The 25,700-nt window shown below is 32.9% G+C and carries 23 protein-coding genes and 1 tRNA gene; 15 read left to right on the top strand and 9 right to left on the bottom strand.

What is annotated here, in order from left to right; genetic code table 11:
• Positions 1-3 precede the first annotated feature (3 nt).
• Positions 4-516: a peptidase gene (locus DB891_RS01645; protein ID WP_116759915.1), complete on the bottom strand. Its 513-nt coding sequence runs from the start codon at positions 514-516 to the stop codon at positions 4-6.
• Between the two features lie 211 nt (positions 517-727).
• Between DB891_RS01645 and tatA the strand changes: the two genes are divergently transcribed.
• Positions 728-910, top strand: a complete 183-nt coding sequence (tatA, locus tag DB891_RS01650) for a twin-arginine translocase TatA/TatE family subunit (protein WP_116759917.1) — start codon at positions 728-730, stop codon at positions 908-910.
• A 41-nt stretch (positions 911-951) separates the two neighbouring features.
• Here the strand turns inward: tatA and DB891_RS01655 are convergent, their stop codons facing one another.
• Positions 952-3,075: a Tex family protein gene (locus DB891_RS01655; RefSeq protein ID WP_116759919.1), complete on the bottom strand. Its 2,124-nt coding sequence runs from the start codon at positions 3,073-3,075 to the stop codon at positions 952-954.
• A 51-nt stretch (positions 3,076-3,126) separates the two neighbouring features.
• Positions 3,127-3,948, bottom strand: coding sequence for a BRO family protein (locus tag DB891_RS01660; RefSeq protein WP_116759921.1), 822 nt, complete (start codon positions 3,946-3,948; stop codon positions 3,127-3,129).
• A gap of 89 nt (positions 3,949-4,037) precedes the next feature.
• On the opposite strand from DB891_RS01660, the gene DB891_RS01665 reads away from it, so the two are divergent.
• Positions 4,038-4,316: a DUF1294 domain-containing protein gene (locus DB891_RS01665; RefSeq protein WP_116759923.1), complete on the top strand. Its 279-nt coding sequence runs from the start codon at positions 4,038-4,040 to the stop codon at positions 4,314-4,316.
• Between the two features lie 100 nt (positions 4,317-4,416).
• Here DB891_RS01665 and rpiB read toward each other — a convergent pair whose 3' ends face one another.
• Positions 4,417-4,848 carry a ribose 5-phosphate isomerase B gene (gene rpiB, locus DB891_RS01670; protein WP_116759925.1) on the bottom strand — a complete coding sequence of 144 codons (432 nt, stop codon included), beginning with the start codon at positions 4,846-4,848 and terminating at the stop codon, positions 4,417-4,419.
• An 821-nt stretch (positions 4,849-5,669) separates the two neighbouring features.
• Entirely contained in the window at positions 5,670-5,792 is a 123-nt protein-coding gene (locus DB891_RS17850) for a hypothetical protein (protein WP_262497817.1), read from the bottom strand.
• Between the two features lie 232 nt (positions 5,793-6,024).
• Here DB891_RS17850 and rnr point away from each other — a divergent pair, with 232 nt between their 5' ends.
• From rnr to DB891_RS01690, 3 genes are all read left to right on the top strand, one after another.
• Positions 6,025-8,202: a ribonuclease R gene (gene rnr, locus DB891_RS01680; RefSeq protein WP_116759927.1), complete on the top strand. Its 2,178-nt coding sequence runs from the start codon at positions 6,025-6,027 to the stop codon at positions 8,200-8,202.
• Between the two features lie 155 nt (positions 8,203-8,357).
• Positions 8,358-9,023 (top strand): head GIN domain-containing protein, encoded by a 666-nt coding sequence (locus DB891_RS01685; RefSeq protein ID WP_116759929.1) that lies wholly within the window; start codon positions 8,358-8,360, stop codon positions 9,021-9,023.
• A 34-nt stretch (positions 9,024-9,057) separates the two neighbouring features.
• Positions 9,058-9,732, top strand: coding sequence for a LysE family translocator (locus DB891_RS01690; protein ID WP_116759931.1), 675 nt, complete (start codon positions 9,058-9,060; stop codon positions 9,730-9,732).
• 255 nt (positions 9,733-9,987) lie between these two features.
• Here DB891_RS01690 and DB891_RS17495 read toward each other — a convergent pair.
• Together DB891_RS17495 and folB are read right to left on the bottom strand one after the other, a co-directional pair.
• A tRNA-Cys gene (locus DB891_RS17495) sits at positions 9,988-10,058 on the bottom strand.
• An 84-nt stretch (positions 10,059-10,142) separates the two neighbouring features.
• Complete coding sequence (gene folB / locus DB891_RS01695) at positions 10,143-10,511, bottom strand: dihydroneopterin aldolase (RefSeq protein ID WP_116760337.1); 369 nt, start codon at positions 10,509-10,511, stop codon at positions 10,143-10,145.
• Between the two features lie 162 nt (positions 10,512-10,673).
• On the opposite strand from folB, the gene DB891_RS01700 reads away from it, so the two are divergent.
• The 4 genes from DB891_RS01700 to DB891_RS01715 all read left to right on the top strand — a co-directional run bounded on the left by DB891_RS01700 (position 10,674) and on the right by DB891_RS01715 (position 14,294).
• On the top strand, positions 10,674-12,770 hold the full coding sequence (locus DB891_RS01700; RefSeq protein WP_116759934.1) for a glutamine--tRNA ligase/YqeY domain fusion protein: 2,097 nt from the start codon (positions 10,674-10,676) through the stop codon (positions 12,768-12,770).
• A 574-nt stretch (positions 12,771-13,344) separates the two neighbouring features.
• Positions 13,345-13,674, top strand: coding sequence for a YtxH domain-containing protein (locus DB891_RS01705; protein WP_116759936.1), 330 nt, complete (start codon positions 13,345-13,347; stop codon positions 13,672-13,674).
• Between the two features lie 12 nt (positions 13,675-13,686).
• Positions 13,687-14,037 carry a competence protein gene (locus tag DB891_RS01710; protein WP_116759938.1) on the top strand — a complete coding sequence of 117 codons (351 nt, stop codon included), beginning with the start codon at positions 13,687-13,689 and terminating at the stop codon, positions 14,035-14,037.
• Between the two features lie 2 nt (positions 14,038-14,039).
• Complete coding sequence (locus DB891_RS01715) at positions 14,040-14,294, top strand: DUF6327 family protein (RefSeq protein WP_116759940.1); 255 nt, start codon at positions 14,040-14,042, stop codon at positions 14,292-14,294.
• A 28-nt stretch (positions 14,295-14,322) separates the two neighbouring features.
• Here DB891_RS01715 and DB891_RS01720 read toward each other — a convergent pair whose 3' ends face one another.
• A complete protein-coding gene (locus tag DB891_RS01720; protein WP_116759942.1) occupies positions 14,323-15,327 on the bottom strand; it encodes an SPFH domain-containing protein in 1,005 nt (334 codons plus the stop codon).
• Between the two features lie 92 nt (positions 15,328-15,419).
• A complete protein-coding gene (gene gltX, locus DB891_RS01725; RefSeq protein ID WP_116759943.1) occupies positions 15,420-16,925 on the bottom strand; it encodes a glutamate--tRNA ligase in 1,506 nt (501 codons plus the stop codon).
• Between the two features lie 152 nt (positions 16,926-17,077).
• On the opposite strand from gltX, the gene DB891_RS01730 reads away from it, so the two are divergent.
• The 6 genes from DB891_RS01730 (at position 17,078) to DB891_RS01755 (ending at position 25,620) form a co-directional block, all read left to right on the top strand.
• Entirely contained in the window at positions 17,078-20,395 is a 3,318-nt protein-coding gene (locus DB891_RS01730; RefSeq protein WP_116759945.1) for a DUF4175 family protein, read from the top strand.
• The gene (gene ybeY, locus DB891_RS01735) at positions 20,392-20,811 is read left to right on the top strand and encodes an rRNA maturation RNase YbeY (protein WP_116759947.1); all 420 of its coding nucleotides are present in this window, start codon (positions 20,392-20,394) and stop codon (positions 20,809-20,811) included. The genes DB891_RS01730 and ybeY overlap by 4 nt, the downstream gene beginning before the upstream one ends.
• A 230-nt stretch (positions 20,812-21,041) precedes the next feature.
• Positions 21,042-22,913 carry a tRNA uridine-5-carboxymethylaminomethyl(34) synthesis enzyme MnmG gene (gene mnmG, locus DB891_RS01740; RefSeq protein ID WP_116759949.1) on the top strand — a complete coding sequence of 624 codons (1,872 nt, stop codon included), beginning with the start codon at positions 21,042-21,044 and terminating at the stop codon, positions 22,911-22,913.
• Between the two features lie 345 nt (positions 22,914-23,258).
• A complete protein-coding gene (locus tag DB891_RS17695) occupies positions 23,259-23,543 on the top strand; it encodes a hypothetical protein (protein ID WP_223256024.1) in 285 nt (94 codons plus the stop codon).
• A 425-nt stretch (positions 23,544-23,968) separates the two neighbouring features.
• Positions 23,969-24,817: a class I SAM-dependent methyltransferase gene (locus DB891_RS01750; RefSeq protein WP_116759951.1), complete on the top strand. Its 849-nt coding sequence runs from the start codon at positions 23,969-23,971 to the stop codon at positions 24,815-24,817.
• Positions 24,818-25,065: 248 nt separating this feature from the next.
• Positions 25,066-25,620 (top strand): OmpH family outer membrane protein, encoded by a 555-nt coding sequence (locus DB891_RS01755; RefSeq protein WP_116759953.1) that lies wholly within the window; start codon positions 25,066-25,068, stop codon positions 25,618-25,620.
• Positions 25,621-25,700: the final 80 nt, after the last annotated feature.

Genomic DNA, 25,700 nt, shown 5'->3' on the forward strand with positions numbered 1-25,700 from the left:
AGATTATTTTTTAGGGTTTCGGCTCCTCCCCTTCGGGGAGGCTGGGAGGGGATTTTCCTCTTGCGCTACTCTTTCCCTTAATTCCATTTCTTTCTTGGATGGCGATAAATCAACTGGTTCTGGCTCTTCGTTAGTGCTTGAAAGTATTGAGTCTTTGTTGAATTTAGCGTATTCTAAATCGCCATTTAGCACTTTTTGAATCGACTTGATATAGGCTTCATTTTTCTTTAAAGCAAAAGATAGGGAATCTGATTTTAATGCTAGAACTGTGGCGTCTCTTTTTAGCTGAGAAGATGAATAGCCTGGGATGAATTCTCGTAAAGGAGTAAAGGCAATCAAAACCGTTGTAATCGAAATCAAGAAAATGGCGCCCAATGAAAGGGAAACAAAAACACTCATGATGTTTAATTTGAAAGAAAAAATTTCTTCAAAAGTATTCTCGTTCAAAATTATCAATCGGTTTTTGATTAATAATTTATCCAAAAACTTTTTTCTTTTTAATCGATTCGTTGACATCCTTTGGGTTTAAGTCACAAATATAATAATTAAAAGCGTTGCCAACACTAGCCTATTTTAAGTAGTTGCATCGCTACCCAAACTATTTTATCAAATATTTAACGCTATCGAAAGTAAATAAATGAATCAAAATGAATGCCTATTAAGTTATTCTATATACATTTGCACATTAGATTCATTACAAATTTGCTACGGCATTAAATATTCAATCATGGGAAGATTTGGAGTTACAGAAATCCTTATTATTTTGGCAGTTGTTTTATTACTTTTTGGAGGTAAAAAAATTCCGGAATTAATGAAAGGTTTAGGAAGCGGTATTAAAGAGTTCAAAAACGCAGCCAAAGACGATCAGACAGCTGATAAGAAAGAAGAAAAAGAAGAAGAAAAAAAATAAAAAAAAGGCTTTTCGATACCGAAAAGCCTTTTTTTTGTGTTTTAAATTACCATTGTTAACTGAATACGTTTTCGATCTTCATCCACTTCAGTGACTTTTACCTGAACGTGTTGATGTAATTTCACCACCTCATTGACATCGCTCACAAAACCTGCTTTGAGTTGAGAAATATGAACCAATCCGCTTTCTTTTACCCCAATATCAACAAAACAGCCAAAATTGGTAATGTTATTCACAATTCCTGGTAAAATCATACCCGTTCTAACATCTTTTATCGATTTTACATTCGGGTCAAATTCAAAAACCGTTGCTGCTTTTCTTGGGTCTAATCCTGGCTTTTCTAACTCTTTTATAATGTCTTTCAAGGTTAAAACTCCAATATCGGGCGTAATATAATTTTCTGGTTTAATTAAAGCCGTTTTTTCTTTGTTGGCAATCAAATCATTTACCGTTACTTTCAAATCTTTGGCCATCTTTTCAACAATTGAATATGCTTCTGGATGCACCGCCGAATTGTCTAAAGGATTTTTGGCATTCGAAATTCGGATAAACGCCACTCCTTGCTGATAGGCTTTTTCTCCCAAACGAGGAACTTTCTTCAGTTGTTTTCTATCTGTGAAAGGACCGTTTTCAGAACGATAGGTTACAATATTTTCGGCCAGCTTCTCTCCTATTCCACTCACATAACTCAACAAATGTTTACTCGCGGTGTTGATGTTGATTCCCACCGAGTTCACACAACGAATTACCGTATTGTCCAGTTCCTCTTTGAGTTTGTTTTGATCCACATCGTGTTGGTACTGTCCTACACCAATCGCTTTGGGATCAATTTTGACCAATTCAGCCAAAGGATCCGATAATCTACGCCCAATAGAAACTGATCCTCGAACCGTAACATCATAATTAGGAAACTCCTCTCTCGCAATCTTCGAAGCCGAATAAACCGAAGCACCCGCTTCTGAGACGATGAATACTTGAAGCGGTTTGTCAAAAGCAATTTTCTTGATAAAGAACTCCGTTTCACGAGAAGCCGTTCCATTTCCTATCGATATCGCATCAATTTGATAGGCATTGACCATCGAACGAATCTTTTTCATGGCCATCGCTTCCTCCTTTTGCGGAGCATGCGGATAAATGGTTTCGTTATACAACAAATCGCCTTTTTCGTCCAAACAAACCACTTTACATCCCGAACGAAATCCTGGATCTATCGCCAAAATTCGTTTTTCTCCTAATGGTGGCGCCAGTAATAACTGCCCTAAATTATTCGCAAATACCTGAATTGAATTCGCATCTGCTTTGGCCTTGGCTTCCTGTAAAGCTTCATTCGAAATCGCCGGATTCAACAACCGTTTGTAACTGTCTTCAATCGCCAATTGAATGTGTGGCGTGGTATTGTTATCTCCTTTTATAATTAATTCGTCAATAATATCGTAGGCATCATCTAGTTCTACATCAACTTTGAACTTGATGAAACCTTCGTTTTCGGCACGCATAATGGCCAGTAATCGATGCGATGGCGCTTTGGTCAACGGTTCCGCCCATTCAAAATACTGATTGAATTTTTGGGCGCCTTCCTCCTCTTTTTTCGATTTAACGACCTTTGTGGTTATAGTCGCTTTACGTTCAAACAATCTTCTCAGTTGCTTTCTAACGTAAATGTTTTCATTGATCCATTCCGCAATAATATCTCTTGCACCTTGCAGCGCTGCTTCTTCATTGATCACATTTTCATTCAGATATTGAGTCGCTAGAAAATCAACATCATCCTTGCTTTGCGCCATAATTATCTTGGCTAAAGGCTCCAAACCGTTTTCACGAGCCACATCGGCTTTGGTTCTTTTTTTCTTTTTATAGGGCAGATAAAAATCTTCCAATTCCTGTAAATCAAAACTTTTATCAATTTTCGCAAATAAACCCTCGTTCATGGCTCCTTGCTCCATAATCGATTTTAAAATCGCTTCTTTGCGTTTTACAATAACTTCATACTCTTTTTGAAACTTGGCAATATTCTCAATAAAAACTTCATCGAGATTTCCTGTTTTATCTTTTCGATAACGAGATATAAACGGAATCGTACAGTCTTCCTGTAATAATTGAACGGTATTTTGAATGTTGATCGTTGCTGTGGCAACATATTTTGAAATGAATTGTAAGTTGGTCATTTTTTATGTTGTAATTTTTTATGCTGTAAAAATAGAAAAAGGAATACATTTCTATTCGTTTAATTCTTTTTTTGCTGGTGGTAAAAAATTCTCCCCAGTAACTACACTTTTTCCGGTTTTGTCTTCCAGCGCAATACGGGCATTTTTGGCAATGGCTCCTCCTTTTTTGCTCGCTTTTGCATTTTCAATGAGTCCTTTGGCTTGATCACTCTCGGCTATTTGTCTGGTGGAAAGTTCGGCTAATGCAGTAAAAATCAATTCGGCCTCACTCATGTGATCTCTTAAATTTTGAGTTTCCAAACCCTTAACTTCTTTGTGTTTTTTTACCGACAATCCTGTCCATTCTTGATGAATGATATTGGTCAATAAAGCAAACTCGTCAGGTTTTTCAACTCCGCTGTCTTTCCAATAATCAGTCAATTTATTGCGTGTCTCCTGCCCCGTCATTCGTTGCTGAATCCATTTTTCGCTTCGTCCCAATTTTTGCCAATTTTCACGGGCACGATCTAAGCTTTGAGCGGGATCTGCCAATTCTTGCATTCGTTCATAACCCACTTTGGCCAACCATTGTTTGAAAGGTTCCGCTTTTGGAGAAGGAATCGATTGGATAAGTCGTAATAATTTTTGAGAATCCAAACAATCTGTGTTATATTTTTTTCCATCAGATGACTCAAATTTCAGTTGTACGATTTCTTCGTACAACTGACTTCCTTCTTTAGTAAGCTTCTTTTTTAAATCCGTCCAATATCTTTTAGGTATGGTACTTCCTGTCAAAATTTCAATTACATCGATAACCGAAAAATACCAAATTTCTTGTTCAGCATCGTAATGACTTCGTACTTTTTTCTGTTCAAATAATTTAATTGGGCTCATAATTTATACATTTTTAAGGCTTAAATAAAGACTTTGAATATAAGAAAAATAATAAACTTCTACTATCTTTGACTCTTATTTTTATACCAATGACAACACTTTTATACTTATTTTTGCTTGTTAATTTTATAGCCTTTATTGTAATTGGTTATGACAAATATTCGGCTGTAAAAAACAAAAAAAGGATTTCCGAAAAAGCACTTTTGACTTGGGTCGCCTTGGGTGGAACCATTGGATCATCGCTTGCGATGTCGGTTTTTAGACATAAAACTTCCAAAACAAGCTATCTATGGAAGTTTTCAGGAATTGTTGTCCTCCAAATTTTAATTGTTTTTGGATTATTTTATTTCGACATGTTAACACTATAAAAAAGTAATCCAGTCAATGTGCCAACTGAATTACTATAAATTCAACTAACTCACTGACTGAATTCATATAAATTAAGTCAATAGAAATGCTAAAATGTTCTTATTGACAAGCTATTTTATCCACTCTATTTTGGTGCCTTCCACCTTCAAATTCTGTAGCCAAAAAAGCTTCAACAATTTCTACAGCTTGTGGAATAGAAGTAAAACGTGCCGGAATACTTATAATATTTGCATCATTATGCAAACGAGTTAAAACCGCTATTTCTTTCATCCAACAAAGACCGGCGCGAACTTTTGGGTATTTATTTACTGTCATCGCAATTCCGTTACCGCTTCCGCAAACAACAATTCCAAAATCAGCTTTTCCTTCAGAAACATCTGTAGCAACAGGATGCGCAAAATCTGGATAATCAACACTGTCTACAGAATCTGTTCCGTAATTAGTTACCTCATGTCCCTTTGCTTCAAGCATAGCAACAATTGCTTTTTTATAATCTGGGCCTGCGTGGTCATTTCCTATGGAGATTTTCATTTCTTTGTGTGTTTTGTTTTTGAATTGCAAATTTAGCCAAAGTAATCTAGATATGATACTACTATTTAATTTTCACTTCAATTTTTAACTAAAGCAATAGAATAATCGAAACCTTTTAAAACTAAAATGTAACTGTCTGAATTTCTGAAAATAAGCTACTTATTAACAAAACAACTGTTTTACAAAAGACTGTAAATCAATGCATAGTTTACAATTTAAATGTTAATTTTTTGAATTGTTAATAGCAAAACCTAACTACTTGATATTCAGTTAACGTTATGTTAACTAAAAATGTTCATAACTTGAGATAGAATATTAGAAGTTTTTTTTGGAAAATAGAATAAAATAAGTAATCCAAAACCCACTTTAGAAATCCTAATTTAGTTTACTGAATTTTTAGAAAAGTTATCAATACTCAAAATTGGTTTTTCAACAAAAAAACAGAAATCACTTATTTACAATTTATATAATTTTTGAATTGTTAACAGTTGTTAACTAAACTTGAAAAAGCCTTAAAAACTAAATATTTACGTATAAATAACTATGTTGATAACTCAAGATAAAGTGACAAAACTTCATTTCAATACATTTTTTTAGAAATTTATAGCAACTATTAACAAGCTATAATAACCATAAATAAATAATTTAAATTTAAATTTTCTTTTTGTTGTATTTAATATATGTTGACAACTTTGAAATTTTAAAACAAAAAAAATGAAATTGATTTTTGAATTCTTTTAAACGATTGAAAGTTTGGAATTCAAATTGTCTAGTATTTCTTGAACTTGTTCTAAATCGTTTAGGTGTATTTTTAGTTTGATTTAGCCAAAAGCAAATGTTGCCAAAGGATCAATGGATACTATGTTTTCATTTTCGAAAAAATAATAAATTCCTTCTTGATCCAAAATATGTTTAAGAACCACAATTTCATGCGAAACCCACATCAAAAAAATAATTTTTTTTCTATAAAATAAAAAAGTGTCCCGATAGCTATCGGGATGACAACCAAAATTTAAATACTTTTTAGGAAGAATAATTAAAAACAGCAATCGTTTTAAAGTCTTTCATTTTCATTTTTTTATAAATGTAGTAAAGTTATTATTAGTTTAAAACTGTACTGATATTACGGAATAGTGGATACTATTTTGTAATTTTAGACTTTTAAGAAAAAGATATATGAGTAAAAGATTAAGAAAGCCGATAAAAAAAGAGAAAGATTTCTCAGATAAAATTATAAAAATATTATCGCAAAGTGCCAATAAAGCCTTTAATTATAAGCAAATAGGAGCCAAATTAGAATTAGACGATACCCAAAGTCGCAATCAAATTATAAAAGATTTAAAAATTCTGGCTGCTTCCAAGAAAATTATCGAATCAGAACCCGGGAAATATTTAATAAAAGCTGCCAGTAAAGAGTATTACGAAGGCAAGATTGATATGACAGGTCGTAAAACGGCTTATTTTGTTTGTCCAGAATTTGAAGAAGATGTTTTTATTCCGTCGAATAATTTGAATCACGCTTTAGATAAAGATACCGTAAAAGTGTATGTTTATAATAAAAGAAGTGGTAAAAGAGCTGAAGGAGAAGTAATTGAAGTTATAGAAAGATACAAAACCGACTTTGTTGGGGTAATTGATATTCAAAAGAATTTCTCTTTTGTTTCAACAGCCAATCCCAAAATGTACACCGATATTTTTATTCCAAAGGATAAAATAGGGGAGGCCGAGCAAGGAGATGTAGTTTTGGTTCATATCGAAGATTGGCCTTCAAGAGCTGATAGTCCTTTTGGAAAAGTAGTGAAAGTACTTGGAAAACCAGGTGAACACGATACTGAAATTCATGCAATTTTAGCTGAATATGGCTTGCCTGCTGAGTTTCCTATTGAAATTGAAACCTATGCCCAAAAAATAGATACTTCGATTGAAGAAAGTGAAATAGCCAAACGTCGTGATATGCGAGATACGTTGACTTTCACAATTGACCCGAAAGATGCTAAAGATTTTGATGATGCATTGTCTTTCAAACAACTAGAAAATGGAAACTATGAAATAGGTGTTCACATTGCAGATGTTTCGCATTATCTAGAAGAAGGAACTATCCTGGATGATGAAGCCTATCAAAGAGCAACATCCGTTTATTTGGTAGATAGGGTAGTACCAATGTTACCGGAAGTACTTTCTAATTTCGCTTGCTCTTTAAGACCTCAAGAAGAAAAATATACCTTTTCTGCCATATTTGAAATTACCGAAAAATGTCAAGTGGTGAATCAATGGTTTGGTAGAACCGTAATCTTCTCTGATCAGCGTTTTGCTTATGAAGAAGCGCAATACATCATTGAAACAAAGGATAACACCATTCCAACCGAAATTTCCATTACAGGAAGTTCGTATGTAGTTTCAGATGCAATTGTGGCTGCAACGCTAAAAATGGATGAATTAGCCAAGATTTTTAGAAGAAACAGAATGAACGAAGGGGCAATTTCTTTTGATAAAGTAGAAGTAAAATTCAACTTGGATAAAGATGGTGAACCAGAAGGAGTATATTTTAAAGTAGCAAAAGATGCCAATCATTTAATTGAAGAATTCATGCTTTTGGCAAATAGAAAAGTAGCAGAATTCATTGGAAAACAAAAGAAAACTTTCGTTTATAGAATTCACGATGAACCCAATGAAGACAAACTTTTTGCGATGCAAGCTGTAATTGCTAAGTTCGGTTATAAAATTGATTTCAAACAAGGTTCCATCTCTCAAGCCTTGAATAAATTAATGGAAGATGTTAATGGAAAAAAAGAGCAAAATTTAATTGATACTTTAGCCATTCGATCCATGAGTAAAGCCAAATATTCTACGGATAATATTGGTCATTACGGATTAGCTTTTGATTATTATTCTCATTTTACTTCGCCAATTCGCCGTTACCCGGATGTTATGGTACATCGTTTGTTGCAGTTTTATTTGGATGGTGGAAAATCGGTTGATGAAGATACGTATGAAACGAAATGTTTGCATTCTTCAACAATGGAAGGATTAGCGACCAATGCCGAAAGGGATTCTATAAAATACATGCAGGTTAAATACATGCAAAACCATAATGATCAGGAATTCCTTGGTGTTATTTCTGGAGTAACTGAATGGGGTATTTATGTTGAAATTATTGAAAATAAGTGCGAAGGAATGGTGAGAACCCGTGATATAAAAGATGATTATTACACTTTCGATGAAAAACAATATGCCTTGGTAGGTGCCAATTCTGAGCGATTATTGCAACTGGGCGATGAGATTTACGTAAAAGTAAAAAATGCCGATTTGGTAAAGAAACAATTGGATTTTAATTTTGTAAAAAGAAACGAGTAAGATTTTTTTTAAAGTTTTTAAGCTTCTGAGTAACTAAGTTTCTAAGATTTGAAAATGAGAATTATATAATCTTAGAAACTCAGTTACTTAGTATCTTAGCTTCTTAATTTTTGAGTAGTGAATAATTAAATATATTAACAATTAAATTTTTTCAAATGAAAAAGACAATTTTATTAGGTTTTGTATTCTTGACACAATTGACTTTTGCCCAAACCACAATAGATCTCAAGGATTTTGATGATATAAAAGTATTTGATAAACTGAATGTTACTTTGATAGCATCGAATGAAAATAAAGCAGTTATCACGGGAACCAATCAAAGAGATGTTGAAGTGGTTAATAAAAATGGACTTTTAAAAATAAGAATGCCTTTGACTAAAACCATGTCTGGTGATGTAATAAAAGTGACATTATATTTCAAGAAAATCCAAAGTATTGATGCCAATGAAGGCAGTACTGTAACTTGTGCGGACACTTTCAAACAAACCACTTTGGATTTAGGTACTCAAGAAGGGGCTAGGATTACAGCTGTATTAGATGTGGATAAAACGTCAATTAAAGCGTATTCTGGCGGTATTATTAATTTATCGGGTAAAGCCATCACTCAATCGGTTTCTATCAATTCTGGAGGTATTTTAAAAGCAAGCGATTTAGAAACTTCGCAAACGACAGTGAGTGTTTCTGCTGGTGGAAATGCCGAAGTAAAAGCAAGCACACTTGTTGATGCCAAAGTAAAAGCTGGTGGAACTGTAGTTATTTATGGTAAACCAAAACAAATTAATCAAGAAACTCTCATGGGTGGGAGTATTATTGAAAAGTAATAAATAATTTATAAATTTTTAAAGTCATTTTTTAATGATAAACGATATTTTAACTGGAATTCCTTGGGGAGTTTTATTGAGTTTTATGATTGGTCCTGTTTTTTTTATTTTACTTGAAACAAGTATTATCAAAGGATTTAGAGCCGCTTTAGTTTTTGATTTAGGGGTTGTTTTAGGAGATGTTTTTTTTATAGTAATTGCCTATTTAGGTAGTTACAGGCTTATTCAAAGTTTAAATGACAATTCTTCGTTATTTATTTTCGGAGGTTTTATCATGATGGCTTATGGTTTTGTTTCTTTTTTAGGAACTAAAAAAGAGAAAAAAATCAATACGAAAACAATCGATAACGAGATTATAAAGAAGAATTATTTAGGTCTTTTTCTAAAAGGTTTTTTTCTAAACATTATTAATATTGGTGTTCTTGGTTTTTGGTTGGCAGTAATTATTTCTGTGGGTCCAAAATTAGAAATGGAAACTTCGAGAGTATTTACGTTTTTCATATCGGTTATTGTTACTTATTTAGGTATAGATTGCATCAAAATAGCTTTAGCCAAGCAATTAAAACACAAAATGACACCAACCAATATCTATAAAATTAAAAGAGGTATAAGTGTTGTCTTGATGATTTTTGGACTGGTTCTAATTTTTCAAGGTTGGTTTCCAGAAGAAAAGCAAATGGTAAAAAATGCTTTTGAAAAAATAGATTAATATTTTTGTATCAAAATTTATAAAAAAGAGACTGTAACTAGTCTCTTTTTTTATACTAATAATTAGCCCATTTTAGTGTGATTGTTTCGTTTTAAACAAAGATGTCAGTTAAGTCTTTGCGAGGAACGAAGCAATCACACTAGCTATTTTTTTTAATTTTTATAGAATAAGATCTAGATTCGAACTTAAACTTTAATTCATATTTTAAAAAAATTAAGCATAAAAAAAAGAGATACATTTCTGTATCTCTTCTTGAGGCATCGTCCGGATTCGAACCGGAGTAGGAGCTTTTGCAGAGCCCAGCCTAGCCGCTCGGCCACGACGCCATAGTTGAACGGATGGCAAAAGTAGTTTAAAATTTTAAAGTTTAAAAGTTTAATCTTAACTTTTTTCTATTTTTCTATTAATTCTTATAATTTGAAATAGCGCTCTTCTTCCATTTCTACGGTAACCGCTTCGACATCACCGCCTATAGGAGGATTTATTTTAGACACCGCTACTTTTATTTTTGATATGGCTTCTATCTCTGCCAATGCTCTTACTATTATTCTTTTGGTAACATGCTCCAATAAATTAGATCGAATAGCCATTTCTTCTACCACAATTTGATTTAAATGTACATAATCTACCGTATCCTTCAGATTATCCGATTCGGCAGATTGTTTCAAATTGGCTCTTATTTCTAAATCTACACTATAGTCAGACCCAATTTTACCTTCCTCGATTAAGCAACCGTGGTAAGAATACGTTCTGATATTTTTTAATTTTATTGTTCCCATTTTCTTTGTTTTTAACATTGAGAATAACTTCTTTTTCATTTCAAAAAAGAAAGTATTTATACAAATATATTAAAAATTGACAACTGTTTTTTCTTTAAAGTCTATTATCTTATTCTCTATTATCTGTCATCTATTTTTTATCTTTGCTAAAATTATTTACAAATGGCATCAGAAGAGAAATCACTTCATTTTATTGAACAAATTATAGAAGACAGTTTAACAAGCGGTTTTCCACAGGATAAACTACGCTTTCGTTTTCCACCAGAACCTAATGGATATTTACACATTGGTCATGCCAAATCGATCTGTCTTAATTTTGGTTTGGGTCTAAAATACAATGCGCCGGTAAATTTGCGTTTTGATGATACGAATCCAGCCAAAGAAGAGCAGGAATATGTAGATGCCATCAAAGAAGATTTGAAATGGTTGGGTTTTAATTGGTCTGAAGAATTGTATTCGTCTGATTATTTTCAACAATTATATGAATGGGCTGTTGCTATGATCAAAAATGGTAAAGCTTATGTTGACAGTCAATCTTCTGAAGAAATGGCAATTCAAAAAGGAACTCCAACGCAACCAGGTGTAGATGGTCCTTATAGAAATCGTTCAATTGAAGAAAATTTAACGCTTTTTGAAGGAATGAAAAACGGTGATTTTCCAGAAGGTAGTCATGTTTTACGTGCCAAAATTGATATGACATCGACTAATATGTTGATGCGTGATCCATTGATGTACAGGATATTGCACCGTCATCATCACCGTACAGGAAATGAATGGAATATTTATCCTATGTATGATTATGCGCATGGAGAAAGCGATTATGTAGAACAAATTTCGCATTCTATTTGTACGCTTGAATTTGTGATGCATCGTGAATTATACAATTGGTTTTTGGATCAAATTTATGATGAAAACAAAGTGCGTCCTCATCAACATGAGTTTGCTCGTTTGAATTTGAATTATACCGTTATGAGTAAGCGTAAGCTCTTGCAATTGGTTCAGGAAAATATAGTAAAAGGTTGGGATGATCCTAGAATGCCAACTATTTCCGGACTAAGAAGACGTGGTTATACTGCAGCTGCTATCCGTAAGTTTTGTGATGTGATAGGGGTTGCCAAACGAGAAAACATTATAGATGTTTCGCTTTTAGATTTCTGTTTAAGAGAAGATTTAAATAAAACAGCTCCAAGAGTTATGGCTGTTTTAGATCCTGTTAAAGTTTTGATTACCAATTATCCAGAAGGAGTAGAGGAGTGGCTTGAAGCAGAAAACAACCAAGAAGATGAATCAGCTGGTTATAGAAAAGTACCTTTTTCCCGTGAATTATACATAGAAAGAGACGATTTCCTTGAAGTTGCTCCAGCTAAGTTTTTCCGTTTGAGTATTGGAAATGAAGTACGTCTTAAAAATGGTTATATCATTAAAGGAGAGAGTGTTACTAAAGATGCTAACGGAGTTATTACCGAAATTCAAGTAACGTATGATGAAGATTCCAGAAGTGGAAGTGGGAGTGAAGCCAGTCAAAGAAAAGTGGCTGGAACCTTGCATTGGGTTGCTGTAAAAACTGCTGTTGAAGCCGAAGTTCGTTTGTACGATCGTTTGTTTATTGATGAAGCTCCAGACAGTCATAAAGAGAAGAGCTTTTTAGAGTTTATGAACAAATCTTCTTTACAAATCGTAAAAGGTTTTGTAGAACCAAGCTTATCAGCTGCTAAAAGTGGAGACCATTTTCAGTTTCAACGTTTGGGTTATTTTGTTGTTGATAAAGAAGCAACTGATTCAAAATTAGTGTTTAACAAAACTGTTGGACTTAAGGATGCTTGGGAAGAAAAGGATAAAAAAGAAGCAAATCTTTTGATGAACACCCAAAAAGAAATCAATAAATATGTAAAAGAAAAGGAGGATAACAACGCTCAAATTCTTTTAAATTCTATTGTTGATAACATCAAATCTATTGATAATTTCAGTTTACTTTGTCAAACTATTGTCAAAAATGTTAAGAATGATAATAACTCACTATTGTTTGCTAATTTAATTTTGCATTTTTCTGATAAAGTTACCGCTAATGACATTGAACAAGAAGTAGCGCATAAATTATATATGATGTCATTAAAAAGTCAATTGGCAACGGTTCGTATTTTTGTATTATTAAACATTAAAAAAGATTTAATTAATTTTTCTGTTTTCGAATCTCAAATTTCAGATTTAAGAAGTTCAGAAAAAAATGAGAAAGTATTAGAAGTTCTAAATTCTATATAAAACCTAATTATAGATATTATCAATTAAAAGCGCTTTTTATAAGGCGCTTTTTTTATTATATAGAATAATGATTAATAAATAAAAATTTATAAATTTTATTTATTAAAATCAACCTTCATAAATTGATTTTAAGACATTTTTTAATTTTGTTAATATCAATTTATATTTTCTATATTTTGATTCGTTAGGAGTTTTAATTTCAATTTTAACTTAAAAAAGAGTTGTTTTTTTACTTTTAAGTCTATTTTTTATCCTTTTTTAGAAATCGCACACATTTTATTTTAATATCAATTTTTACTATTAAATTTATTTATTAATAATTTATATTTATAATTGATTTTGTATATTAAAATTCTATTTTAATAGTTATTTTTGATTAAAACTGACTTTCATACCTTTGTTTTAATCCATTTTTATTTAGTTTCTATACTGATAGGTGTTTTTTAGTTTTTGATTAAAAAAAACTCTTTATTTAGTTTTTTAGCCTAATGTAGGACACTTTAACGGCTTGTTAACATAGGTTTGTTAATAAAGTTGTATTTTTATAAATAGTAAACTTTTAAATTTTAATCATATGTCAAATAGTACTGGAAATACAATAGTGGCCATTTTAGTTGGTGCAGCGATCGGTGCAGGAGTAGGAATTTTGTTTGCACCTGATAAAGGATCTAAAACTAGAGAAAAATTAAAAGATGGTTTTGATGATGCCAAACACAATCTTCAAGATAAATTGCATGATGTGTCTGAAAGCATTAAAAGTAAAATAGTAATTGCCAAAGATGATATTGATGGAAATTATGATAATATAGTTTCTTCTCTAAGTCATAAAACAGAAGATGTCATTTCTTTTTTAGAAAATAAATTAGCGGATCTTAAATTAAAAAACGCTAAATTTCAAAAATAAAATATTGCGTCTATGCCATTTGTCGATATAAAAGAAAATACGGATAAGGTTCAAGAACAAGTTCAAGTGTATCTTGAAAGTACTATTTCCTATTATAAATTATGGGGTTTTAAAGTTGCGATGAAATCAACCACTATGATTTTAAAGTTTACTTTAATTTTGTTGTGTTTCTGTATGGTTTTATTATTTGGCTCTGTTGCAGCCGCTTTGGCGATTGGTGCATATTTTGATAGTTATGCTATTGGTTTTCTAATTGTAGGAGGTTTATATTTACTCACAACAAGCCTTTTATTTTTAATTAAAGACAAAGTAATTGAAGGGCCAATTTTAGGGAAATTTTCAGAAATCTTTTTTAACGACTAATTATGGGGGCCAAAAAATATACATCATATGCCGAAATTGATTCTGATTTAGAAATTTTAAAATTAGAAAAAGAGATCAGTTATCAAAAACTTGTTTTGAGCATTCAGAAAACCAAAGAAGCAATTACTACAGAAAATATTATTAATGGGTTTTTTGATTCTTTTAAAAGTATAATTTCTAATTCGTACCTATCTATCTTAAAATCGGTAGTTCCATATATCATTAGTTATTTCGTAAATAGAAAAAGAGGCGATTAAGCCTCTTTTTTTATGGTATTCAGTTAGATTATTCTTCTGATTTTGGTAATTCTGAATCAGGTAGTTCCAGTTTTGTTGTTGGTGGAGGAGTTGTATAATGATCCTCTGGTTTATTTTTTACTTTTGGTTTGTTTCTCTTCATCATTTCTCCCACTTGGTTCGATGCAGAGAAAGATGCCACCATATTATTCAGCATATCGCTTCCTGCTTGTGGAGAATTGGGTAACAAAATTAAATTAGAATTTGCATCTGCACCAATGGCTTGCAGAGTATCATAATGTTGAGTAACTACAATCAATGCCGAAGCTTCTTGTGAATTGATACCCACTTTATTCAAAATATCTACACTTTCTACCAATCCTCTTGCGATTTCCCTTCTCTGATCAGCAATTCCTTGTCCTTGTAAACGTTTGCTTTCTGCCTCAGCTTTGGCTTTAGCAACGATTCTTATTCTAGATGCTTCGGCTTCAAATTCGGCCACTGTTTTCTCTCTATCTGCGGCATTGATTCTGTTCATGGCATTTTTTACCTGAATATCTGGATCAATATCGGTTACTAATGTGTTGATAATCGTGTATCCATAAGTTGTCATTGCTTCATTCAATTCTCTTTTTACGGCAATGGCAATATCGTCTTTTCTTTCAAAAACATCATCTAGTTTTAGTTTCGGAACTTCGGCACGAACCACATCAAATACATAAGATGTGATTTGATCGTGTGGATATTCCAGTTTATAGAAAGCATCATATACGGTTTCTTTTACCACCATAAATTGAACCGAAACTTTTAGTTTTACAAACACATTGTCTTTGGTTTTGGTTTCAATAATGACATCCAACTGTTGAATTTTGAGGTTTACACGTCCCGCAATTCGATCAATCATCGGAATTTTTAATTGTAAACCAGATTGTCTAATGCTGTGAAATTTCCCAAAACGTTCGATTATAAAACTACTTTGTTGTTTCACTGTAAAAAAGGACGATAGAAAAATAAATAATCCTAAGATTATAAAAATAATTAATGGAATGTTCATAGCTTTTACTTTTTAGTTAGTTAATATTGTACGTAAGAATATTTTTAAAGTTACAAAAAAAAGCTCCCAATCATTTGGGAGCTTTTTACTTTTTATAGAGTTGCTATTGCTTTTTGAATTCTGGAAATGGTTTCTTCTTTTCCAATTACTTCAACAATATCAAATAGGTGAGGGCCTTTGAGCGCTCCAACCAAACTCAATCGAAACGGTTGCATTACTTTGCCCATTCCAATTTCGTTTTTTGTCATCCAATCTTTTACGATAGTTTCAATATTCATTGAAGTAAAATCGGTTATTTCTTCTACTACCGAAATCAATTCTTGCATCAAAGCAGGAGTTTCTTCCTTCCAATTCTTAGATGCTTTTTCATCATAAGTTGTTGGAGCCACAAAAAAGAAATCACTCATTTCCCAAAACTCCGAAACAAAATGTGCTCTGTCTTTTATCAAGGAAACGATTCTAGTCAAATCAAATTTTGAAATATCAATCCCTTTTTCAATTAAAATAGGAGCAAAGGTATCTGCTAAAATTGGATTATCTTGTTTTAATAAATATTGGTGATTGAACCATTTGTTTTTTTCTGGATCAAATTTGGCTCCTGATTTATGCACTCTTTTTAAATCAAATGCAGCTGTCAGTTCTTCTAATGAAAAAAGTTCTTTCTCGGTTCCGTCATTCCAACCCAATAAGGCAAGGAAGTTGATAACTGTTTCTGGAAAAAATCCTTTCTCTCTGTAACCAGATGAAACACCTTCTTCAGTTTTCCATTCTAACGGAAATACTGGGAATCCCATTTTATCTCCATCTCTTTTTGACAATTTACCATTTCCAATAGGTTTTAAAATTAATGGTAAATGTGCAAATTGGGGAGCATCCCAACCAAAAGCTCTATATAACATTACGTGTAATGGCATTGACGGTAACCATTCTTCTCCACGAATTACGTGTGTGGTTTCCATCAAATGGTCATCTACTATATTAGCCAAATGATATGTTGGCATTCCATCACTTTTAAACAATACTTTATCATCTAAAAGACCAGTTTGAAACTGAACTTCCCCACGGATGATGTCTTGTAAATGCAAAGTTTCTTCTACTGGTGTTTTGAAACGGATCACATAATCTTCGTTATTGGCGATTCTTTTTTCCGTTTCGGCTGCAGAAATCACTAATGAAGTATCTAGTTTTTCGCGATTATGATGATTGTAGATAAACGTTTTTCCTTCTTCTTCATGTTGTTTTCTATGGGCATCCAGTGATTCGGCAGTGTCAAAAGCATAATAAGCATTACCGGATTCGATTAACATATCGGCATACTGTTTGTACAAATGCTTTCTTTCGCTTTGTCTGTACGGTCCAAATTTTTCGTTTTTTCCAACGGTTTCTTCGGGAGCAATTCCCAACCATTCTAAGGCTTCCATGATATATTCTTCAGCACCTGGAACAAATCTATTTTGATCGGTATCTTCTATTCTTAAATAAAAAGCACCTCCATTTTTTTTGGCAAACAAATAATTGAATAATGCGGTACGTACTCCGCCAATATGTAATGGTCCTGTTGGACTTGGTGCAAAACGCACGCGAACTGGTTTAGACATTGCTTAAATTTTTTGCAAATATACAATTTTCAAACAGTCCATTTGTTATACTCAATTAGGGATTCTTGGTATGTAGAATATTATGTTTTTTTTACATTTTAATACCCATTAAAATTATTACTTTTATTGGTTATTAAATCAATACGATAATTTTGGAAAAATCAAATTCGATACATCAAAAATTAGAAGCTTTTATCAAGAAGTATTACACCAATGAGTTAATCCGGGGTATTATATTTTTCGTTGGTTTAGGATTAATTTATTTTTTGTTTACTCTTTTTATAGAGTATTTCCTTTGGTTACAACCACAAGGAAGGTCATTTTTGTTTTGGTTTTTTATCACTGTCGAAGCTTTCTTGTTGCTTAGATTTATACTTTTCCCAGTTTTTAAAATTTTAAAATTCCAAAAAGGGATTGATTATAAACAAGCTTCTTTGATTATAGGAAACCATTTTTCGGAAGTGAATGATACTCTAACGAATTATCTTCAACTTTCTAATTCTGATAGGTCTGCTTATAATTCAGAATTATTGTTGGCTTCCATCGAACAAAAAGCAAACGCTCTTAATCCAATTCCGTTTGGTAAAGCAATTGATTTTAATAAAAACAGGAAGTTTTTACCCTTAGCCATTATCCCAATTTTGTTTTTATTGTTCTTCTTTTTATCAGGTAATAGCAGTGTCATTTCTCAAAGTTTGAATAGGGTAGTGCATTTCAATGCCGCATTTGCACCTCCAGCACCTTTTAAATTTGTTGTATTGAATGCCAATTTGGTTACCGAACAAGGCAAAGATTTTGTGTTGCATATAAAATCAGAAGGTTCGATTGTTCCAGAAAATGTGATGATCTTTATTGGAGATGAAAGTTATTTTTTAGAAACCATTCGTCCCGGAGAGTTTCAATTCAAAATTGTGAAGCCTTCTTCTAATGTTGCTTTCCATCTTGAAGCCAATACAGTTTTCTCTTCTAATTATGAATTGAAAGTAATTGCTGTTCCTACTATTGCCAATTTCGAAATGAAGTTCGTTTATCCTTCGTATCTGAATCTAAAAAATACGATTATCAAAGGATCAGGGAATGCTATAATTCCAGAAGGCACACAAGTTACTTGGGTTATGAATACCAATTATACTCAAAATGTAGTTTGGAAAGTAGGTTCTCATGAATTTCCTTTCTCTAAAACGGATAATACCTTCAATTTATCAAAAAATATTACTCAAAACACAGAATATCAAATTATTACATCTAATTCTGAAGTAAAAAACTTCGAAAAGTTAGATTATCAGCTCAATATTGTCAAAGATCAGTTTCCTACCATCAATGTTGCCAAAGTACCCGATAGTTTAAGGGTAGGGAACACCTATTTTGTGGGACAATTATCGGATGATTACGGTTTATATAAGTTACAGATCGTTTACTATGAAAGCGGAAAACCACTTAATGCCAAACGTGGAACGATAGCAGTTAAGAAGGATACATTTGATCAATTTGTTTTTGATTTTCCGAGTAACCTTGATTTGGTAAAAGGGGTAACCTATGATTTCTATTTCGAGGTTTTCGATAACGATGCGATTCATCATTTCAAAAGCACCCGTTCTTCTGTGTTTTCAAACCGTGTACTTTCGGATGAGGAAAAACAAAATCAAGTTTTTCAAGAGCAAAATAATGACATCAACAGTTTGCAAAAAACATTGTCTAAACAGGATAAACAGTTTTCTGAAATGGAAAAACTTCAGAAAGCCAGCAAAGAAAAAGCCTCTTTAGATTTTAAAGACCGTCAAAAAGTGAATGATTTCATCAAACAGCAAAAGCAGCAAAATGAATTGATGAAGGAGTTTGCCAATAAAATGAAGAACAATTTAGATAAATCTAATCCGCAGCAAAAAGATGAAAACAAAGAATTGTTGCAAAAAAGATTAGAGAACACGGAAAAGGAATTAGATAAAAACAAGAAATTATTAGATGAGCTTAATGAGCTAAACAATAAAATTAATGATGAAGATTTTACCGAGAAGTTAGAAAAATTTAAAGAGAAAAGTAAAAGTCAAAATAAGAATTTAGCACAATTAGTCGAACTGACGAAGCGGTATTATGTCGAAAAAAAGGCTGAACAAATAGCGGATAAATTAGATAAGTTATCTCAAAAAGAAGATAAATTATCGGATAATGAAAAAGAGAATTCTACAGCAGAACAGAAGAAACTCAATGATGAGTTTGATAAAATACAAGCTGAACTTGATAAATTAGAAAAGGAAAATAACGAATTAAAAGCACCGATGGATATTCCGAATGATGCTGAAAAGGAAAAAAGCATCAAAGAAGATTTAAACAAAGCGGCTGAAGATTTACAAAAAAACAACAAATCAAAAGCCAAACCGAGTCAAAAAAGCGCTTCCAAAAAGATGAAGGAAATGTCTAAAGCTATGGAGCAGGCAATGGAAGAATCGAACAAAGATCAGATAGAAGAAGATGTAAAAATGTTGCGTCAAATATTGGATAATCTATTGACCTATTCTTTTTCCCAAGAGGATGTAATGAACCAATTTAAAACAATTAAATTGGGTTCTCCATCTTTCAACAAGTATATTAAAAGTCAGCAAAATTTAAAAATTGAGTTCAAGCATGTAGATGATAGCCTTTTCGCTTTGTCCTTGCGCCAACCTAAAATTGCCGAAGCGGTTACCAAAGAGGTGGCCAATGTACAGTACAATATTGATAAATCTATTGAAAGTTTATCTGATTCACAAATTCAAAGAGGTTTGTCTCAACAACAATATGCGTTATCTTCTGCTAATAAACTAGCCGATTTATTAAGTGATTCTCTTAATAGCATGCAAATGCAAATGTCTGGCAGTAGTGGTGGTAAACCAAAACCTGGTAAAGGGTCAGGAATGCAATTACCGGATATCATCAAAAAGCAAGGGGAGCTTGGAGATAAGATGAAACAGGGAATGGAGAAAGGAAAGAAACCAGGAGAAGGAAAGAAACCGGGAGATAGCACTAAGGAAAAAGGTTCTCAATCTGGAAAAGAACAAGGAGGAGAAGGTGGAGAAAATGGAGAAGGAGATGCCAAAGCTATAATGGATATTTACAAAGAGCAAAAACAATTGCGTGAAGCGCTTCAAGAAGAATTGAATAAAAAGGGCTTAGGCAACAATGGGCAAAACGCATTGGAGCAAATGAAGCTACTGGAAAAGCAATTATTAAACAAAGGTTTTTCCAACGAAACGATTCAAAAAATCAATAATATCAAACAGGAACTTTTAAAATTAGATACTGCAATTCGTCTGCAAGGGGAAGATCCTAAACGTCAATCCGAGACTAATACGAAGAGTTTTTCTAACCAAGCGAGTCCATTGCCAAAGGTGCTTTCAGATTATTTGAATAGCATCGAAATATTAAATAGACAATCGCTACCTTTGCGCTCGAATTTTAATCAAAAAGTTCAAGTATATTTCAACAACAAATGATCAATTTTAATTACGAATCCGATTTTACTTTAGATAACGAAGAGGCGATAGCTACTTGGTTAAGTGCTGTAATAGTTTCGGAAAACAAGAGCGAAGGAGAAATTAATTATATTTTTTGCGACGATGAATACCTACACAAAATCAATGTAGAGTATTTGGATCACGACACACTTACCGATGTTATCAGTTTTGATTACACTATGGGTAACGAAATAAGCGGAGATGTTTTTGTTTCTGTCGAAAGAGTTCTAGACAACTCCAAAGATTATAAAACCAGTTTCGACGAAGAGTTGAAACGTGTTTTGGTTCACGGGGTTTTACATTATTGTGGATATAAAGACAAATCAGAAGCTGACGAGATTCTAATGCGAAGTAAAGAAGAAGAGAAATTAACTATGTTTCACGTGGAACAGTAGATTAAAATGTATTAAAACTATATAAAAAAGCAATACGTTCCACGTGAAACATTTTTTTTTTGTAAATTTTTTTAAAATAAATTTTTCACACAAAACGTAATTTATTCGTTTTAAAACAATATGTTTCACGTGGAACATTATTTAGATTGCTTAGATTGTTTATATTGTTTCACGTGGAACGTTAATTTGAGATTTCATAATTCCTTTTCGAAGGATTAATATATAAGAAAATGTTTTTAGAAGAGTATGATGTAATTGTGGTGGGTGCGGGTCACGCTGGTTCTGAAGCGGCGGCGGCAGCGGCAAATTTGGGCTCCAAAATTTTGCTGGTGACGATGAGTTTGCAGAACATTGCACAGATGTCTTGTAACCCTGCAATGGGTGGAATTGCAAAAGGGCAAATCGTTCGCGAGATCGATGCGCTCGGTGGGTACTCCGGAATTGTTTCGGATCGAACTGCAATTCAATTCAAGATGTTGAATAAATCAAAGGGTCCCGCGATGTGGTCTCCAAGAGTTCAAAGTGACCGTATGCGTTTTGCCGAAGAATGGAGAATGATGTTGGAGGGAACTCCGAATCTTGATTTTTACCAAGAAATGGTAAAAGGATTGATAATTGAGAATGGAAAGATAAAAGGGGTCAAAACTTCGTTGGGAGTGGAGATTCGATCCAAATCGGTTGTCTTGACGAACGGGACTTTTTTGAATGGTTTGATTCATATTGGAGAAAAACAATTCGGAGGTGGTCGTGCAGGAGAGAGTGCAGCGTATGGAATTACCGAAGATTTAATTCTGGCTGGTTTCGAAGCGGGTCGAATGAAAACGGGAACGCCTCCAAGAGTTGATGGAAGGTCGTTGGACTATTCTAAAATGAACGAAGAAAAAGGAGATGCAAGACCGGATAAGTTTTCGTATTCTGATTTGACCAAACCATTGGCTGTTCAAAAATCGTGTCATATGACGTACACTTCGTTGGAAGTGCATAATATTTTGAGAGAAGGTTTTGATCGTTCTCCAATGTTCAACGGTAGGATAAAAAGTATAGGCCCGAGATATTGTCCGTCTATAGAAGACAAGATTAATCGTTTTGCGGATAAAGAGCGTCACCAATTATTTGTGGAGCCGGAAGGATGGAATACTTGTGAGGTTTACGTAAATGGTTTTTCAACTTCTTTGCCGGAGGATATTCAATTTAAAGCGTTGCGTTCTGTTGTCGGTTTTGAAAACGTGAAATTCTTTCGTCCGGGATATGCGATCGAATACGATTATTTTCCGCCAACGCAATTAAAGCATACCTTGGAAACTAAGTTGGTTGAAGGTTTGTATTTCGCTGGACAAATTAATGGAACGACTGGATATGAAGAAGCCGCTTCTCAAGGATTGATGGCTGGAATCAATGCGCATTTAAAAGTGCACGAACAAGCTCCGTTAATTTTAAAAAGAGACGAAGCGTATATTGGTGTTTTAATTGATGACTTGATTACGAAGGGAACCGAAGAGCCGTATCGTATGTTTACTTCTCGTGCGGAATACAGAACCTTGTTGCGACAAGATAATGCCGATTTTAGATTAACGCCACTTTCGTATGAAATTGGTTTGGCATCGGAAGCACGTTTGCGTCGTATGGAACATAAATTAAATGAATCCGAAAAAATGGTTGCTTTCTTCAAAGAGACGAGTGTTTCTGTTGCAGAGACCAATCCGATTTTAGAAGCTAAGGATACTGCGTTGATTAATCAAGGCGATAAAATGTTTAAAGTTTTCTCTAGACCGCAAATCGATTTGGAGGATATGATGAAATTTGAAAAAGTTGCTGAGTATGTAGCCGAAAATAATTTAGACCTGGAAATTTTGGAACAAGCCGAAATACAAGTGAAGTATTCGGGCTATATCGAAAAGGAAAGAAATAACGCCGATAAGCTAACGCGCTTGGAAGACGTTAAGATTCCCGAAAATTTCGATTACAATAAAATCAAATCCATGTCGATAGAAGCAAAGCAAAAATTAAGCAAGATTCGTCCTGTGACAATTTCTCAAGCTTCCAGAATTAGTGGAGTTTCTCCTAGCGATGTTTCGGTGCTTTTGATTTACATGGGAAGGTAGGAGGAGATTTTAGATTTTAGAGTTTAGATTTTAGATTGAGGATTTTAGATTGAGGATTAATGATTTTTAATTTGTATAGTGGTTGAATTGTAATTTTCATAATATTCGTTTTACTTAATTGTTGAAATAACTAAATTTGAAATGTTAACGTGATTGAGTTCCCCTCTAGAGAGGGGTTAGGGGTGTGTTTTTCTTTTAGAGCTGAAATTATATACGTGTTTGCTATCGCTCTGGTTTTTAATCTAAAATCTGCAATCTAAAATCTAAAATTAATTTGTTCCACGTGAAACTATGCTCGCAGCACTAGTATTTGTTGATAAATCGCTTCATACTATTTTTTTGAAAATGAAAATTATCCAAACAACGAGTTTAACTTTAGATCAGAAACAATCGGCATTTGAACTTTGGAATTCGGAGTATCCAGAAAAAATTGGATATCCCGAATTATCCGAATTTGAGAATTATCTCGATGGACTTTCAAATGAAGAACATTATTTAGTAGTTGACGATCAAAATCAAATTCTGGGCTGGGCTTTTGCTTTTTTTAGAGAAGAGGAGATTGGTTCGGAATTATCATCAATTCAGAAATACAGGGAAAAGGATTTGGTTTACTTTTGCTGGATGAATTGAAAAAAAATAAATTGGCTTTGAATGGTTGGGTAATCGATCATCAAAATGATTTGAAACAAAATAATGAGCCTTATTTGTCGCCCTTAGGGTTCTATACAAAAAACGGTTTTTTAGTGCTTCAAAAGGACCGAATAGAAAAAGAGAAAATTTCGGCCGTTAAAATAAGGTGGGAAAGGAACTAGAGTTGATTGCAATTCCTGTTTCTTAACAATGTTTTCTAAAAATTAAAATAGCACACGGATTATACGGATTTACGCAGATATTTTTTATTTTGAATTTGTGCTAATTCGTTTATCCCGATAACTATCGGGAGTGGTGAAAAAAAATAGGTATTATTGTTGGCAATCATATAGAATTAATAGTAAGAAAGAATTACTTTTCAGCTTTTCTACGCAAGGGTTGAAATTATTTATTTAAAAACAAAAATGGACATTACACACAAAAAGCATTTTCTAAAAGTAAAAGATTATTCGGTTTCTCAAGAAACTTTCGACTTGTATCAAGATGAAGTATTGGATATGTTAATCACACATCCACAACCTAGCTTAGATGTTTTAGGGAAATACTACGAAAGTGCCGATTATATTTCGCATACCGATTCTAAAAGATCTTTGTTTGAAAAGGCCTATCATTTTGTGAAAAATATTGCTTTAAAGAATAAATTGAATTTAATCAACTCTTATCAACCTTCAAAAGGGTTGATTTTGGACATTGGTGCCGGAACTGGAGATTTTTTATCAGTGGCAAAGAATGACGGTTGGAAAACGGTAGGAGTAGAGCCTAGTGATAAAGCCAAAGCCATTGCAAAAAGTAAAGGAGTTTCTTTTGTCGAGAAAACTTCAGAATTAGAGGATCATACTTTTGATGTTATTTCGATGTGGCACGTTTTGGAACACGTTCCCAATTTAGACGAACAAATCAAAGAATTAAAACGTTTGCTAAAACCCAGCGGAACTTTGATTGTAGCCGTTCCGAATTTCAAATCTTTCGATGCAAAACATTATGGACATTTTTGGGCGGCTTATGATGTGCCGATCCATTTTTGGCATTTCTCGAAAACAGCGATCCAAAAACTTTTCGAAAAAGAAAATATGAAGCTCGAAAAAGTATTGCCGATGAAATTTGATTCTTTTTATGTGAGCTTGCTTTCGGAAAAATACAAAACGGGAAAAATGAATTATATCAAAGCTTTTTTCATCGGATTGCAGTCGAATTGGAAAGCCAAGCAAAATTTGGAATACTCATCGCATATTTACATACTTAAAAACAACTAAATCGCATTTTAAGCCGTTTTAATACGCTTATTTTGGTTCTGCTAGGGTAATTATTCAATTATTTTGAATCGTCCTTTAGAAACGAGCCTTTAAATCCGTTTTTGATAGCTTTTTTTGATTGAATTTATATTTATTAATAATTAAAATTGATAATAATAAAATAGCAGCATTTTTGAAACTTTTTATCAATGCTATCTATTTTTTTATATTTTTGTCATCCATACTTAAAAAACTTGAAATACATCAAAATGAAGAAAGCATTATTATTTATCGCAATTTCAATATCACTTGTTTCTTGTGATAAAGCAGCAGAAGTGAAAGAATTCAAAACAGCTTATGTTGATACAGCTGAGTTGATGAAAGAATATACAGAAACTAAAGATCTAGAAGCAAAATATAAAGGTCAAGCTGCTGAAAAAGGAAGACAATTGGAAGCAGAAATCAATAGATTCAAACAAGATGCTGCTAATTTTCAACGTAATGCTCAAGCAAACGGTCAAGAATGGGCTCAGAAAAATGGTCAAGAATTGCAACGTAGAGAGCAACAATTGGCTCAAGCGCAACAAGGTTTGCAAATGCAATTGCAACAAGAAAGCGGAAAAGAAATGGATTCTCTTGTAAAAGGGGTTAAAAAATTCATCAAAGAATACGGTAAAGAGAAAGGATATGCTTATATCTATGGTACTGGCGATGCAGCTTCGATCTTGTATGCTGAAGAGAAATACAACATCACTAAAGACATCGTGAAATTATTGAACGAAAAATACAAATCGGCTGCTAAAACAGAAGAAGTTAAAAAGTAATTTTTTGTTTGCACAAATACATAAAACCTTCATCTTGAACAAGATTGAAGGTTTTTTTATTTAAAAATATTTTAGCACTC

This window comes from Flavobacterium laiguense (assembly GCF_003097655.1).
In the GTDB taxonomy this organism is placed as follows: Bacteria; Bacteroidota; Bacteroidia; order Flavobacteriales; family Flavobacteriaceae; genus Flavobacterium; species Flavobacterium laiguense.